Origin of the sequence: uncultured Shewanella sp., assembly GCF_947501665.1 — a bacterium.
Taxonomy (GTDB): Bacteria; Pseudomonadota; Gammaproteobacteria; order Enterobacterales; family Shewanellaceae; genus Shewanella.
Genome location: NZ_CANMWS010000008.1, coordinates 33,602 through 48,475, shown reverse-complemented (window position 1 = coordinate 48,475; position 14,874 = coordinate 33,602). Strand labels below are relative to the sequence as shown.

The 14,874-nt window shown below is 40.8% G+C and carries 13 protein-coding genes and 1 riboswitch; of the genes, 7 read left to right on the top strand and 6 right to left on the bottom strand.

Annotated elements, in window-relative coordinates; all coding sequences use genetic code 11:
- Positions 1-66: 66 nt before the first annotated feature.
- Complete coding sequence (locus tag Q0976_RS07450) at positions 67-882, bottom strand: delta-class carbonic anhydrase (protein WP_299492589.1); 816 nt, start codon at positions 880-882, stop codon at positions 67-69.
- A gap of 243 nt (positions 883-1,125) precedes the next feature.
- On the opposite strand from Q0976_RS07450, the gene ahpC reads away from it, so the two are divergent.
- The 5 genes from ahpC (at position 1,126) to Q0976_RS07425 (ending at position 5,194) form a co-directional block, all read left to right on the top strand.
- On the top strand, positions 1,126-1,695 hold the full coding sequence (gene ahpC / locus Q0976_RS07445) for an alkyl hydroperoxide reductase subunit C (protein WP_299492587.1): 570 nt from the start codon (positions 1,126-1,128) through the stop codon (positions 1,693-1,695).
- 171 nt (positions 1,696-1,866) lie between these two features.
- Positions 1,867-3,486 carry an alkyl hydroperoxide reductase subunit F gene (gene ahpF, locus Q0976_RS07440; protein ID WP_299492585.1) on the top strand — a complete coding sequence of 540 codons (1,620 nt, stop codon included), beginning with the start codon at positions 1,867-1,869 and terminating at the stop codon, positions 3,484-3,486.
- Positions 3,487-3,785: 299 nt separating this feature from the next.
- Positions 3,786-4,079 carry a hypothetical protein gene (locus Q0976_RS07435; protein ID WP_299492583.1) on the top strand — a complete coding sequence of 98 codons (294 nt, stop codon included), beginning with the start codon at positions 3,786-3,788 and terminating at the stop codon, positions 4,077-4,079.
- Between the two features lie 9 nt (positions 4,080-4,088).
- Positions 4,089-4,772: a hypothetical protein gene (locus Q0976_RS07430; protein ID WP_299492580.1), complete on the top strand. Its 684-nt coding sequence runs from the start codon at positions 4,089-4,091 to the stop codon at positions 4,770-4,772.
- Complete coding sequence (locus Q0976_RS07425; RefSeq protein ID WP_299492579.1) at positions 4,769-5,194, top strand: helix-turn-helix transcriptional regulator; 426 nt, start codon at positions 4,769-4,771, stop codon at positions 5,192-5,194. Before Q0976_RS07430 ends, Q0976_RS07425 begins: the two co-directional genes overlap by 4 nt.
- Positions 5,195-5,332: 138 nt before the next feature.
- Here Q0976_RS07425 and Q0976_RS07420 read toward each other — a convergent pair whose 3' ends face one another.
- Both Q0976_RS07420 and rbsK read right to left on the bottom strand, forming a co-directional pair.
- Entirely contained in the window at positions 5,333-7,063 is a 1,731-nt protein-coding gene (locus Q0976_RS07420) for a transporter (RefSeq protein ID WP_299492577.1), read from the bottom strand.
- 120 nt (positions 7,064-7,183) lie between these two features.
- Positions 7,184-8,092 (bottom strand): ribokinase, encoded by a 909-nt coding sequence (gene rbsK / locus Q0976_RS07415; RefSeq protein ID WP_299492575.1) that lies wholly within the window; start codon positions 8,090-8,092, stop codon positions 7,184-7,186.
- Between the two features lie 267 nt (positions 8,093-8,359).
- Positions 8,360-8,536: riboswitch (cobalamin riboswitch) on the top strand.
- Positions 8,537-8,656: 120 nt separating this feature from the next.
- Here rbsK and Q0976_RS07410 point away from each other — a divergent pair.
- Positions 8,657-10,708: a TonB-dependent receptor gene (locus Q0976_RS07410; protein ID WP_299492573.1), complete on the top strand. Its 2,052-nt coding sequence runs from the start codon at positions 8,657-8,659 to the stop codon at positions 10,706-10,708.
- 83 nt (positions 10,709-10,791) lie between these two features.
- Here Q0976_RS07410 and Q0976_RS07405 read toward each other — a convergent pair whose 3' ends face one another.
- Positions 10,792-11,391, bottom strand: coding sequence for an outer membrane beta-barrel protein (locus tag Q0976_RS07405; protein ID WP_299492571.1), 600 nt, complete (start codon positions 11,389-11,391; stop codon positions 10,792-10,794).
- Positions 11,392-11,589: 198 nt separating this feature from the next.
- The gene (locus Q0976_RS07400; protein WP_299492569.1) at positions 11,590-12,234 is read right to left on the bottom strand and encodes a porin family protein; all 645 of its coding nucleotides are present in this window, start codon (positions 12,232-12,234) and stop codon (positions 11,590-11,592) included.
- Between the two features lie 477 nt (positions 12,235-12,711).
- On the opposite strand from Q0976_RS07400, the gene Q0976_RS07395 reads away from it, so the two are divergent.
- Positions 12,712-13,443, top strand: a complete 732-nt coding sequence (locus Q0976_RS07395) for an HDOD domain-containing protein (RefSeq protein ID WP_299492567.1) — start codon at positions 12,712-12,714, stop codon at positions 13,441-13,443.
- A 68-nt stretch (positions 13,444-13,511) separates the two neighbouring features.
- Here the strand turns inward: Q0976_RS07395 and Q0976_RS07390 are convergent, their stop codons facing one another.
- Positions 13,512-14,402: a LysR substrate-binding domain-containing protein gene (locus tag Q0976_RS07390; protein ID WP_299492565.1), complete on the bottom strand. Its 891-nt coding sequence runs from the start codon at positions 14,400-14,402 to the stop codon at positions 13,512-13,514.
- Between the last annotated feature and the right edge of the window lie 472 nt (positions 14,403-14,874).

The window sequence follows — 14,874 nt, the reverse complement described above, 5'->3', positions numbered from 1 at the left end:
GAAAACATAACATAGATAGGGGTAAAAATAGCGCTATTAAGCGGCGCAGCTTATCCCGAGTTCAAGTTAATCAATACTTGATAATTGAGCGGGGTTAATGACTAAGCTTCTCACGCCGTGGGCCTTCACTTCTTGAAAAACATTGCCTTCACACCAAGTTCCTAAACTGCGAATGTTGAGCTTTTCACAAAGGGGGCGGACACTCCAAGTGACACTTTTATTGGAGCAATGTTGTTGACTATATTGAGGGCCCGTTGTGGAGCCTAAGAATTCAATGGGTTGGCCAGTGTCTAAAGGGAGGGCTTTGGTTTGGTAAAAGTTACTGTGTTTTTCAACATCATAAGTAAAATCATTAAAGTCGACGGCGCCATCATCATTGACTAAGGCAAACACTTGGGCCTCGACTCTTAGGCTTGGGTTGGCGCAACTCGTCGTTGAGCAAGCAGCTAGCCCGACACCTGGCTCAACTTCACAGGATGAATAGACCCAATGCACTTCAACCGTATTACCTGGAATAAGCCCATTACACATGTTACCGGGAACGGGCATGACTTCAGCATAATTGAGTGTTTTACTTATATTGCATTGATAGCCGCCACCCACACCATTTTGATCGCCTTTACCCGCATAAATATTAAAGGCTTTCGCTTTGTGCTCAGCATTATAGTGAAAGTGGATATTACATAAGTTCATTTGGGAATAAGGAGGCGCGACACCAAAGGTTTGGCTATTGTCACCTTCACCTTGTTTGATATTTCTAGGGGCTTGGGGCCCAAAACCTTCGCAGGCGAGTTCATCTTCAGTTGCAAGTGTGGTTTGAGTGATAAGTATGAGGCTAAAAAGTAAGACTGAGAGAGGCACTTTTTGAATAATTAAGCGCATAGTCAAATCCTTTTATTCGATAGGGTATTAGTACTAAGTATAGTGAATAATTAACTTGAATATGTTTTTTTAACTTATTGTTTTTAAAGTCCAAAATAAGATTGTTATGGCTCTCAATTGTTTGTTCTAAAAAATCGATTAAACCAATAGATTTTATTCGTTATATTTAATTAGGATCTTATTCTATTATTCTTGCATCGAAACAAAACGCAGATTTTACTTTTTGTATTTACGGAGCAAGCTATGTATCAATCAATCATTAACACTCAACTTCAACCTTTTTCAGCAACGTCTTTTCATAATGGCGATTTTCATCCTGTGACAGAGCAAGATTTACTGGGTAAATGGTCAGTCGTTTTCTTTTACCCTGCAGATTTTACCTTTGTTTGTCCAACGGAGTTAGGTGACTTAGCCGACCATTATCAAAAGCTACAAGACATGGGGGTTGAAGTTTACTCTGTCTCTACCGATACGCATTTTACCCATAAAGCGTGGCACGACAGTTCAGATACAATTAACAAAATTCAATACCCAATGATTGGCGATCCAACCGGTAAAATTAGCCGTAATTTTGGTGTAATGATTGAAGAAGATGGCCTAGCACTACGTGGCACCTTTGTGATTAACCCTGAAGGTCAGATTAAAGTGGCCGAAATTCATGACTTAGGTATTGGTCGCAGTGCATCAGAGCTAATTCGTAAAATTCAAGCGGCTCAATATGTGGCAACGCATGACGGTGAAGTTTGTCCAGCAGCATGGCAGCCAGGTGAAGAAACGTTAGCGCCGTCATTAGATTTGGTCGGTAAAATCTAACGTTCAATGTTAAAAGGTATTGAGTGATCCTCTGTGAGTTTGAGTCATTCAATTGACCAGGTTGAGCCTGTCACCCCTGACCGATGGGCTCAACCTTTTTATTTTTTCTTTATTTCTATCTTCTTTCTTTTTAGCGCCCGTGAGCCATTTATTGTTATTCTAGGAGTCATTATGTTAGATGCGAATGTAAAAACTCAACTGAAAACCTATTTACAGAATTTGAAACGTCCAGTTGAACTTGTCGTATCGGCAGATGATACGGCTAAAGCAAAAGAATTAGCGGGTTTAGCTCAGGATATTACTCAGCTATCTGATTTAGTGACATTAACCACACAAGTCGGAGATCGGACGCCTTCAATGAAGGTGACGGCTCCATCTCAATCTGCTGAAGCGCAAAGCAGTATTACTTTTGCAGGTATCCCTATGGGACATGAGTTCACTTCTTTAGTGCTGGCGTTATTGCATACGGGTGGACACCCTATTAAGTTAGCACCTGAATTGATTGAGCAAATTAGTGCATTATCAGGCGAGTATCGCTTTGAAACCTATGTGTCACTCAGTTGTCAAACTTGTCCTGAGGTGGTACAAGCATTAAATATGATGGCGGCAATAAATCCTAATATTCATCATGTAATGATTGATGGTGCCTTGTTTCAAGAAGAAGTCGATGAACGTAATGTGATGGCGGTGCCGTCAGTGTTTTTAAATGGTGAGCCCTTCTCTGTTGGCCGGATCACTGTGGTGGATATTTTAAATAAAATTGATGTGAATGCCCAAAGCAGGCAAGCAGAAACGTTAAATGAAAAAGACCCCTTTGAAGTGCTTGTCGTTGGAGGCGGACCTGCAGGTGCATCGGCAGCCATTTATGCGGCGCGTAAAGGCCTAAGAACGGGGATTGTGGCCGATAAATTTGGTGGTCAAGTGGCTGAAACGGTGGGGATTGAAAACTTTATTTCAGTGAAGGCCACCGAAGGGCCAAAATTGGTGGCAAACCTTGAAGCCCACGTGAATGACTACGATGTGGATATTATGGATAACCAGCGGGCATTATCACTTCAGTCTAATAAAAACTCAGAACAGTTATTTGAGTTAGCTTTGGAAAGTGGTGCAGTGCTTAAAAGCCGTACGTTATTATTAGCAACGGGAGCCCGCTGGCGTGAAATGAATGTCCCTGGTGAGCAAGAATATCGCGGCAAAGGGGTGGCGTATTGTCCCCATTGTGACGGCCCGTTGTTTAAAGGAAAGCGTGTGGCGGTAATTGGTGGTGGTAATTCGGGTATCGAAGCGGCGATTGATTTAGCCAATATTGTGAAGCATGTCACTGTGCTGGAATTTGACGCAAGCTTAAGAGCCGATGAGGTGTTACAGAGAAAAGCGCGTTCTATGGGCAATATTGACATAATTACCCAAGCCATGACCACAGAAGTCACCGGCGATGGCAAGCGAGTGAATGGACTGAATTATACCGACAGAGCAACCAATGAATCGCATCATATTGCACTTGACGGCATTTTTGTACAAATTGGTTTAGTGCCAAACAGTGAGTGGTTAACAGATACTATTGATTTAACCTCAAGAGGTGAGATTATTGTCGATGAAAAGGGGCAAACTTCTATACCGGGTGTGTTTGCTGCAGGTGATGTCACTAATTCAGCATACAAGCAAATTATCATTGCCATGGGCAGCGGCGCGACCGCATCACTGGGCGCATTTGATCACCTTATTCGCAGTCAAGATGATATTGATGAAAAGATAGAGTCAGAAGCGGTTAATGAAAATCAGGCAGCATAACGTCGTTAATATGATTGAAAATTGAAGTGTTAATGGTCATTTTTGATTAAGCGTATTTTTGCTTTATATTCATAGAATGTAAAAAAGAGCCGACAAGATTGTCGGCTCTTTTACGTTTCAGTATTGATGTTATTTTTAAAAAGTGCGATTTTAGTTAATTATTTGATGGTTTTGTGATAAAAATGCGTTAGCTTTGAGCGCTGTGATAATCTAAATGCGCCTTCATTCATAACTCAATGCCATACATGGAGCCGTAGACTCAATGTGATGTTGGCAAGGATCTAACAAGGACAATAATAATGATAATGGACATGCCTCAAAATATAGAGAGCCTTGATGCTGATGTGTTTCAAGCCTTACAGCAACAAACTGAAATCGTATCCGTCATTTCTGTGACACAAGTATTAACCTCCGCCGATTTATTGATGAGATTGCAGACGCCCGTGCAGATGAAAAGGGGTCAATCTGATTATCGACCTGACTTTCAACAGACTGTTTTGCTGAGTGACAGTTGGGTACCGCCAACACCGATGTGGGGAGGAGGTGGAGATCAACCTGTACGTAAGTTCAGTGCTTTTCTGGTAGCTAGTTAAGGACTGAAAATGGATGTGTGGTTAGTTGCATTATTAGGGCTTGGCTGTATTGGCTCAGGTGTGATTTATTTTGCAAAACAGAAATCGTTGTTATGGTTAGGGGCTTTTTTTGTTGGTAGTGTATTGGCACTAACAGTGATTATTTCTGTTTTTTTTAGAGAACTTTCTTGGTTAGAGAATACGGGCTTAGGATTGGCGTTACCCATGAGTATTATCATGTGTCGGCGGTTTCCTAATTGGGCTTATTTTTTGATCATTCCTGCATCAATAAAATTAATTGATATGTTATGGCTGAATACGTATCTATTAACCCAAGTGCCCAGTTGGGTGTTTTATTTTACTTATATTGGCTATGACCTATTAGTGATGACGTTGATTTGGTATCGCGGCCCAATAGCCAATATACTCAAGCTCAATGTGTATTATAAGCGTTTTGGGCAGGAATATTTATTACTGATTGTATATGGGTTATTCGTATTGGTAAATCTCATCACTGGAATAGAAGAGCTGATTTATTATGGTTTGATTGGTGATTTTTTTATTGATGATAAACCATCGTTTTTTTATGAGTCATACCGTTATATGCGTTTACCGCTTTGTATTGCTGAGATATCAATATTGGTGATGATCAGTTATTTTGCTGTTAAGGCTGGGATCAATCAAAAGTATAAGATAAAGGGAGTTAGACTGTGAAGGAACTGGAAAGTATTGCCAAGCGCTTTGATTTGAGTGCCTCTGAGTTGGCGAAAATAATGGGCGTAAAGGAATCTGAGATTGGACAGTGGCAAACCGGCGAAGCTGAGCCAAGTAAGGGCAAGCTGTGTAAGTTGTTTGGTTTTATCAGTCGACACCATTTAGTGCAGGACTCATCGAATGAGGAGTTTATGCTGGGCCGTGATGATGTGAAGCCTGAGTGGGCAAGCGAACGTGATGTCAATGCGCTGACGCTGGATCTCAGCCAAGAAGAAAACGAGAAAGTCTTATCTAAGCTCAATCAAGCCACCTCGACAGCCAATTTATTATTACTAGCGACGGGGGAAAATGAGTTACACCATGGTGCGGTAAGTTTACTGTCGGATATTTTATTGGATATGAAACAGCTATTAAAAACGTGATTGGTTAATATGCTTTTTACTGAAATAGATATTCTTTTCGACATAAAAAGGTGAGCTGATTGCTCACCTTTTTTATTGGGTTTTATCTGAAGCGAGTGGTAGAGGCTTTATTAATCGACTATTACGTTTTTAGGTTGATTAGTACAGCACCATACTTAAGTAACCTAATATGAGGACTATCATCGAGGTGAGAGCGTAAGGGACGGGGTAACCGATAGCGGGAATATCACTTTGGCAAATGTCTTGGGCGCCTTTCATTGCTGGCGTGCTATTACGCGCCCCTGCACAGGCACCGGCTAAAATAGCGGGGTTCATTTTTCGAATATAAAAACCATATAACCAAGCCAGAAGAGGCGGCACCAGTGCGCCCATTAGCCCTAAAATAGCAATTTTGATGACAACGGTTCCTTGAAACGAGTCCAATATCTTAGGCCCAACGCTGGTGGCCAACACGGCAACAAATAGGCTTAAACCGATATCTTGTAAAAAGCTGCGGGCACCTTCACTCATTGGGCCGCCAAAAGCGGGATTGCGGGTACGCAAAAAAGAAAAAATAATCCCTGTTAGCATGCAACCTGCTGAGGTGCCCAGCGCGAAAGGGATCCCTGAAATATTGACACTGAGATGGCCACAGATATAACCAATTAATAACGAGAGGGCTAAATAAAAAGTCTCAGTGATGGTGCTTTCAACAATGGGCGTGCAGTTAAGTTTATTCGCCGCTTGTGTAACGCACCAATCGGATCCGGCAACGCGAATCACATCGCCCATTTCTATTTGGGTTTGAGGCAAAATAGGCAGCTGATGGCCTTGTCTAAAGAGGGCTTTAAGGTATAAGCCAAAGCCAATGTCTTGACTGAGCTGTGCTATGGAATAACCGATATAGGGGGATTGCCCTAAGTGAAGATCGGCGACTTCAATGTCAATATTACGTGCGTTGGGTTCATCAACCTCAGTGCCGATATGGCTTTCGCCTCCTTCGATAAGCTGATGATATTGGCCGCGAACACCTATGATATCACCCAGTTTCAATTTAGGATTGTCGGCTGCTTTTAGCACGTTATTATGTCGTACGACTCGCAATACTGTGGCCTGAGGATAAAGTTGATAGAGGCTTTCAGGTGTTTGCCCGACTAATTCTTGATGCTCAACGCGATAGGCTCGCACATCGAGAGGTAATACGCCAAGGTTTGAAAAGCCTAGCGTGCTAGGCAGAGCTTCATTGTCTTTTCCTGCGCCAAAATGACGCTCAGCTTCTATGCCTGCTTTAATGGGATCGCGCCCAAATAATGCGGGTAAATACTTGATTAAAAGAATGATAAAAATGCTCGATAATATATAACTAATGGCATAACCCGCGGCAATGTTGGCACTCACTTGATTAAGTGTCATGCCATCAGGCGCTTTGAATGCGCCTGAAGTGATGGAGGATTGCGCGACGCCCATCACCGCCGTGACTGTGTAGCTACCTGAAATAATGCCCGCCGCATAGCCTGGTGCAAGGTTAAAGAGTTTAGCGCCTAAAAAGACAATGATAAAATTACTGAAGACAACAATTAAGCCGATGACAACAAAGTCCATGCCACCGCGAGCGAGCCCTGAAAAAAACTGTGGTCCAACTTTCATGCCGATGGCGTACATGAACATCATCAAAAAAATATCAGATACCAGTCCTGGGGCATCGATAGTGAGTCCGTAAAATGTAAACGCACCGAGCGCAATGAGGACGCTAACCAGTAATGTTCCAGCGGTAGAGCCTAAGTTTACGCCCTTAATGCTAATTTTGCCTAAGGGGTACCCTAAGCTGATGGCGAGAAATAAAAACACAAACGGATTATTAGCAATGTAGTGAAAGATAAATGAAATCATATGTCTCTACTATAAATTTTGTAGCGCCATGTGGATAATGAACAGTATGGTCAATGGTGCACTTTTTGTGAAATTCAGTGTCTCATATGCATTGTCTTATTATTGCCTTAGATTTAAGGTTTATGTCAGTTCGTTTCGTTTGGGGATCGCCGCTTGAGCGCCGTGGCGGGTAACCGTTATGCCTGCGGCTTGATTAGCAAATCGAATGGCCTGATGTAATGGCATGTTTTCAGATAGGCCTACCATTAATGCACCATTAAAAGTATCGCCCGCGGCGACGGTGTCTATTGCAACTGTGGGAGAAGTCTTAATGAGTTGCCCATCGCCTTTTTCACTGACATAAGCCCCTTGGCTTCCCAGTGTGATGATAACGCAATGAACCCCAGCAAGGTGCAATTTATTGGCTGCTTGCTGTGCGCTTGATGTGTCTGTGACATTAATACCTGTTAATTCAAACGCCTCTGTTTCATTAGGCGTAATAATGTCGACTAACTTAAGTAATGCTGTATCGAGTGGCCTTGCTGGGGCGGGATTGAGTATGGTGTGGCACTGATGTTGTTTACTCAATAATAACGCTTGTTCGATAGTCTCTATGGGAGTTTCTAATTGTAATAGCAGGTAGTTAACTTGAGAGAATAGGGCTTTGTGTTTGAGTAGCATATCGGGTAATAGAGCTGCATTGGCACCGGCATTGACGGCAATGCAATTTTCACCTTGCTTATCGACAAAAATCATTGCACTGCCAGTACGTTCATTGTCAATAAAGCTGAGGGAATCAAGGATAAGACCCTCTTTTTCCCATGCGCTGCACATGGTTTTAGCCATAGGGTCGGTACCTAGTGCGCTAATAAAATGCACAGGTGTTGTGGGTTTTGATAATCGTGCGCAAGCGACGGCTTGGTTTGCGCCTTTGCCGCCAAATTGCACTTGATAGTTTTGAGTCAAACAGGTTTCTCCAGCTCTGGGAAGTTGCTCAACTCGCATAACATGATCAATATTACTGCTGCCTAAAATCAAAAGTGTTTTCATAGAAGTGGGTTTTATTACAGACTTGATAGTTAGCATTTATATACGCAAGTGAAAGGAATATGCAAGTGAGAGGGCAAGATATTTCATGGTGGTATTTCGTTTAACAGGCAAATGCCCTCGATTGATTGTTAGGCGTTAGTCTATGCTTTATAATGTTGATAATCGTGGTTTTTTAACATGGTTTCATTAGGAAGCAGGGCTTCCTTTTTTATTTTTCGTTAATATCGAATGTTGATTTAATAATAAAAAACCAATCAATGTGAGGTAATAACAGTCAGTTTTTAAGGTGCTAAATGCCACTTTTTATTAGGTGCATTTGGATAATCGGGAAGTTTGTGAAAATCAGACACTGCCCCCGCAACGGTAATAGTTTATGACGTGGTATATCTTATGTACTGCTTATAGACTTAAGTCCGGAGACCGGCCTTACAAATGATCTTGATGATTTCGGAGGGCAGATCTCAAGATGCGATGAATGCGTAAGCTAAGACTTTGTATTAAGGCATGTATTACTCATTTAACGTGACAATTTGCTCCGTTTATCCTTTGGGAGAATAAAGGTAAATGGGTATACAAATTATTCAAAAAAATCATTCATCTGTGTTTAAGTTGTCACTTGTCTCATCAGTACTCTCTTCACTCTTGTTTTCAGCGGCGGTTTTGTCCGCGCAAAAAACAGAAGAAAGTCAACAACAAAAGCAGTCGGATAAGCAGAATGTAAGCTATCCAAACGATACGAATATTGATGATGTTATCACTGTTATTGGCCGAGAAAAAAACACACCGCTGAATATAGCCGCAAATGTTAATATCATTGACAGCACTGAGATTGCACTTAGCGGAGCGACAACATTAACGGATGTACTGCGTGGCCAAAGTGGTATTCAAATTAGTGACAGTAACAGCGGTCCCGTATTTGCTATGCGCGGTTTTAGTGGCAGCCAAGCGGCTAATAATACGCTGATTTTGATGGATGGTCGCAGGCTAAATAATATCGATATTGCCGCGCCCAGTGTGGGAGCCATTCCGCTTAATTTAGTTGAAAGAGTTGAGATTTTATCCGGTAGTGCAGGGGTGCTTTACGGCGATCAGGCGGTGGGTGGGGTGATTAATATCATTACGCGTGCCCCTGAAGATACCGGTGGCAATGTGCAATTACTGGGAGGGAGCTATGATACGGTTGAAGGTCGCGGCAATGTGTCAGCTAACATTAATGACGAATGGAGTGTTTACTTAGCAGGCAGTCAAAATAACAGTGATGGTTACCGAAAACATAATAGTAATAATACGGGGTCGATTTTAGGCCGCTTGCAATATCAAACTAATGTGGATGATTTTTTTGTCGAGACTAGCTATTACGATAATGAACAAGATTTACCTGGCGCGTTAACCGCTGAGCAATATCAAACTGATCCCCGTCAAGCTGGCAGTTCAACAGGACGCCAGCATGAAATGACCAATGCTAGTCGCAGCGGTTATCGTCATCAACTCAATAGTATTTGGGCGTTATCAGCTGATGCAACTTATACCGATTCGTTAATTGATTACAGCTCGACCTCTATTTATGGTACGACGATCACACGGAATGAACGGTCTTTATTAGAATTACAACCTAAAGTTACAGCGAGTTTTCCGACGAGGAAAGGGGACATCAATCTTATTTCGGGGATTGATTATAATCGAGGTGACGCAAAATTCACCGGTAGTTATATCAATCGTGAAGACAAACAGAATATGGCAAGTGTATACAGCCAAGTGACTGTTCCACTCACTCAAGCAATGAGTTTAGTGACTGGAGGGCGGTATGCTTATGTGGAAGATGAGTTAACCGATTACGCTGTTTACCCTGATGGTGTTGATTTAGATAATGATGCTACAGCCTTTGAGCTCGGCGTGAATTATCGTCCATCAAATAGCCATCGTTTATATGTACGGGCCGAGACCAATTATCGATTTGCTAAAGTGGATGAGCAGGCATATACCTCACCTGGAGTATATGGTTTAAAGCCGCAAACTGGTGAGTCTTATGAAGCGGGGTGGGATTGGGTGAGTGCCCATCAAACCTTAAGGGTGAACCTTTATCGACTTGACTTAGAGGATGAAATTGTATTTGATTCTTCCGCGGATACGCCCAGTGGAGGCAGTTTTACTGGTGCCAATGTCAATGCTGATTCGTCAAGGCGTTACGGCGCGAGTGTAGATTGGGACTGGCAAGTATTGGCTTCTTGGCAAGTTGGCCTTGATTATAATTATATTGATGCTGAATTTACCAATGGAGAGAATAAAGGAAAAGCCTTGCCTTGGGTAGCGAAACACACGGCGAGAGTGTTTACCAGCGTGGATGTGACCGATGATTTACAAACCTTTTTCGAGGCGGTATATCATGGTCGTCAATTTTTAGATGGTGATAATACCAATGAGGGCCCCAAATTAGACAGCTATATATTAACTAATTTGGCGCTTAATTATACGCTTAACGATTGGTTAGCCAGTATTCGAGTCGATAATTTGTTTAATCAAAAATATGTTAGTGCAGGCTATTATAGCTATGGAACAGGGTATTATTATTCTGGTAGCGAAAGGCAGTTCATGGTATCAATTGGCTATAGTTTTTAGTCGGTTGTCATAAATTAGCTGCGATAAATAAGCACCGCCCTTTCATTGTGGAGTAAAGGGCGGAGTTACATTAAGTGCATGATTTAAAAGTTATAATGTAGGCCAAAATTAAACTGAGTGAGTTTAACAGTGGTTTTATCAACATTTTGACCTGCATTGTTTTCGTTTAGATTTCCAGAGATAAAATCATAACCTAAGTGAATGGTCCAGTTAGGTAGCATTTCAGCATCAATACCTAAACCAAATTGGTACCCCCAACCATCAATATCATTTAATGGATTTTCATTGGTATTCGTCGAATAAACATCAAAATTGATTTCAGTGTAGCTGACACCGGCTTTAGCATAGACTGAGAATGTGTCATGAAATGGCCAAATAAATTTAGGTGCAAGTGATATTCCTTGAGCGTTGAGACGGCCTTGATACTGGGTTTCTTTAATTGCGTTTTGTTCAGGATTAATATGATAATTTCCGGTTTTAAATGCTTGCGCCTCTAGTGCTAAATGATGATTAAATTGATAACCACTGATTAAACCATAGCTGTTTTCTGTACCGCTATAAGAGGATATATCTAAGTGAGTTGTGCCTAGTGTGCCGCCAAGGTAAAAACCGTCGGTGTTAGCCTTGGCTGTAGTGATATGTGTAGTGGCGAGTATAATTGTCGCAATAGTAATTTTTTTCATTATGTTTGGAAAAATATTCTATCTAGTAAGATTGATTGGGGGGGGGATCATTTAGGTCACTGAAATATAATAAGTTGTAGACTAAAGTCTTGAGCTTAGATATGTGGATGAAATGGGAAGGTAGAGTTGTTGATTTTGTCCTAAATAGTGTGGTCATATTTAGGACATATCAGAAAAGTACTCGCTTAAGCATGGGCCTTAAAAAGTATAATTTAACCCTACGCTAAATTGAGACAGTTTTGTCTTTAGTTTCGTGCCATAGTTATTTTTTAAATCGGTTTCAGCATAATCGTAGCCTAAGCGAAGCGCTAAGTGTTTATTAAGCGATGCATTAAATCCAACTGCGAAGGTGTAACCCCAGCCTTTTGTATTATCAAAATAATATTTTACGAAATATTTGTCATCTAATGTGGTGATATTCCCGTCGCCTGACACTTTCGTATAATTGAGGCCTAGCTTACTATATACAGATAAGACATCATTCAGCTGTAAGGTAAATTTTGGGGCGAAGCTATACGTTGTAGTGGATATTTCCCATTGAGCATGGGCGGTAGAATAGCTGGAATGATTATGTTCATCTATCGATACAAAGATGAGATCTTCAGATAGGTGGTAATCACCTGCTTTTGATATTTTTCCTTCTAATGCGAACCAGTGGTTAAATTGATAGCCAGTGTATAGGCCATAACTTTTCTCACGGTCATCAATAGATAAATCAGCAATTTTTAAGTTGGTATTACCAAATTCACCGCCAAGATAAAAACCTTCGGTGTTTGCGTTTGCGGTTGCAATATGCGCTGTCGTTAACATTAATGTGGCAATAGTAAGTTTTTTTGTGGTCATTTTATGTACTGAAAATGTTCATGTGTTATTTGAGGCGGCGGAGGTTAACATAGAAATTTAAATTAAAAACATTTGTTAAACTAAAGTATTAATATATAACAATTTAATGTGGTTATTCTTTAAACTAATGATATTCGTTACCATTGAAGTAGAGAGTGTATTCATCAAAATGGAAAAATGGTCGCTTTAGGCTGTTAGCGGTTACTTTGCACCCATTTCTGTTACTTATGTTAAATTAATAGCGGAATGCTGAAGGGGTCAGCTTTTAAAGTGGCAAATTTAAATAGCGTACTAATAATTGAATTTTATACTTAAAAATAATGAGTTTTGATTGTAAATTTTAATTTAAATTCTATTTTTAGCCCCTAAAATAGCCGAAACTTGTTAAGCTAGATAAGATTAGGCATTGTTTCATTTGTTTGTAAAAATAATGTCGTTGTTAAATAATATTAAAAATAAGAAGGTTTAAAACTTCAGATGACAGATCTTGAGCAGCAGGTATTTACTCAAGTACATGCGATTATTGGCAATGAAGAGCAAGTAATTGGGCGAAGAGGGATCTTGATCCCTTTGAAAAAAGCTATTATTGCCCAAAGTGATGTGCGTAATGTGATTGATATTGTTTCATCGGATCCCGCTTTATCTGCACACTTATTATGGCGAAGTCACTGTGCAGATTGTGTTGGAATGGGGACTCATCGGAATCGTTCATTAAAAGATGCATTAGTCCGTTTAGGTCAGATCAATATTTATCGTTATGCGTTTAGTTTTTATTTAAAGGAACGTTTGGATGAATTGGCTGAACCCTATAAAAAGTTAGTGCAGGGATATTGGACCTTGACCGAAGAGGTGGCGAGCGAGGCTCTTGACAGTTTACAAGGAATTAAAAGTAAAGGGATCAATCCCGATGAGGTGCAAACGTTAGCTTTGTTCAGTGTGTTTGGTGAAATCATTGTATTGAGTGCTTTTGCTTATTTAAATGATACTGCAAGCCAGCCTTATCCTTTAGGGGTATTAAAATCACTTATTGATAATCACCAGCAAACTTTAACTTTGCAGGCTTTTGCACAACTAGGGTTAGATGATGATCTGCGGGATGAGTTTATGATTGCTCATAATTTACAACAAGCTAGAGAAAGTCATTCGGCAGGTATGATATTGCAAGCTATTTTGGAAAAAAGAAATTTATTGTTAAACCCTAAAATATAATTGTTATGAAATACTGATGTTGGCCTCAAAGAGGACTTTTGAGGCCAATTATTTTTTACCCGAGTTTATTACTTTTTCATTCCTTCTTGTGAGACGAGTTCAAGCCAGTTTTGCGATAGCAGCCCTTTGGTATTATTAGGACGATAAGCTCCAAATAATGATCTGGTTAACCCCTTTTCTCCAAGGGATATACTGGTTAAACTGAGTCCGTGAGCCTCTTTTATAGACCAAGAGGGTAATGCTGCGATACCATCTTTACAAGCAATGCGTTGCAGTAACATCAAGGTAAGATCGCAATGGATCTGAGGTCCCGGTGTAATGCCTGCAGGTTCTAAAAAATGGCGATAAATATCCATCCTTTCAATGGGAACTGGGTAGCTTAAAATAGGATAACCCGTTAACTGTTCGGGAGTCACATAAGTTTCTTGAGCTAAAGGATGATCGGTGGCAACGACCAGTTTGACTTCAAAGTCAAACAAGTGTTTGTAATGAATAGACTGATCAGGTACTGGATCGGATGTGAGTACTACATCGAGAGAACCGGATCCCAGTGCATCAAGAGAATCAAATAGGTAGCGACTTGATAAATCTAAAGTTGCATGGGAGTGCATTTGTCTAAATTGGGTCATGACGGGCATTAACCACCGAAAACAACTGTGACATTCTATACCGACACGTAATAAAGGGTTTTCATCATTTAACCCCTGTTTTAATTCATTTTCTGTTTCCATGACTTTTGGAAGGATATCTTCAGCAAGTTTAAGCAGTTTTATTCCTTCAGGTGTAAAAGCTAATGGTTTGCTTTTACGAACAAAAATAGCAGAGTTTATTCTGGTTTCAAGTTCTTTTATTTGATGAGATAAGGCTGATTGAGTCACAAAACGTTTTGCAGCAGCGCCGGCTAAACTACCTGTTTCTTTTAAGGCAATTAGGGTGCGTAGATGTCTAAGCTCTATCATTTTATCTCCACATGGGTATGGCTCATGTTGCTCTTGAAATCAATTTTATAGCGAAGGATTAGGTTATCATAATAAACGTCTAGACGTCCAGATGCCTAAGTTAACTATTTTTGACTTTACATAAGCTGAATTTGGGGGAAAAATTGCGCTATTAAGTGGCGCTCCTTTACTATGGCGTTTTCGCTTATTGATGGACGACCCTATGGATGGGGGAGGTAGAGCGACGTTTGGAACCCAAGCCGACGACCCCATGGATGGGGGGAGGTAGAGTGACATTTGAACCCAAGCCGACAACTCCAAGGATGGAGAAGGTAGAGCGACATTTGGAATCAAAGCCGACGACTCAAAGGATGGAGAAGGTAGAGCGACATTTGGAATCAAAGCCGAGAATAACGACACCGCATAAGCTCTGCCTTGTATAAATAAACGACAAACTGCTGCAGCAATGCTCACAAAAGATCAACAGGTCCTA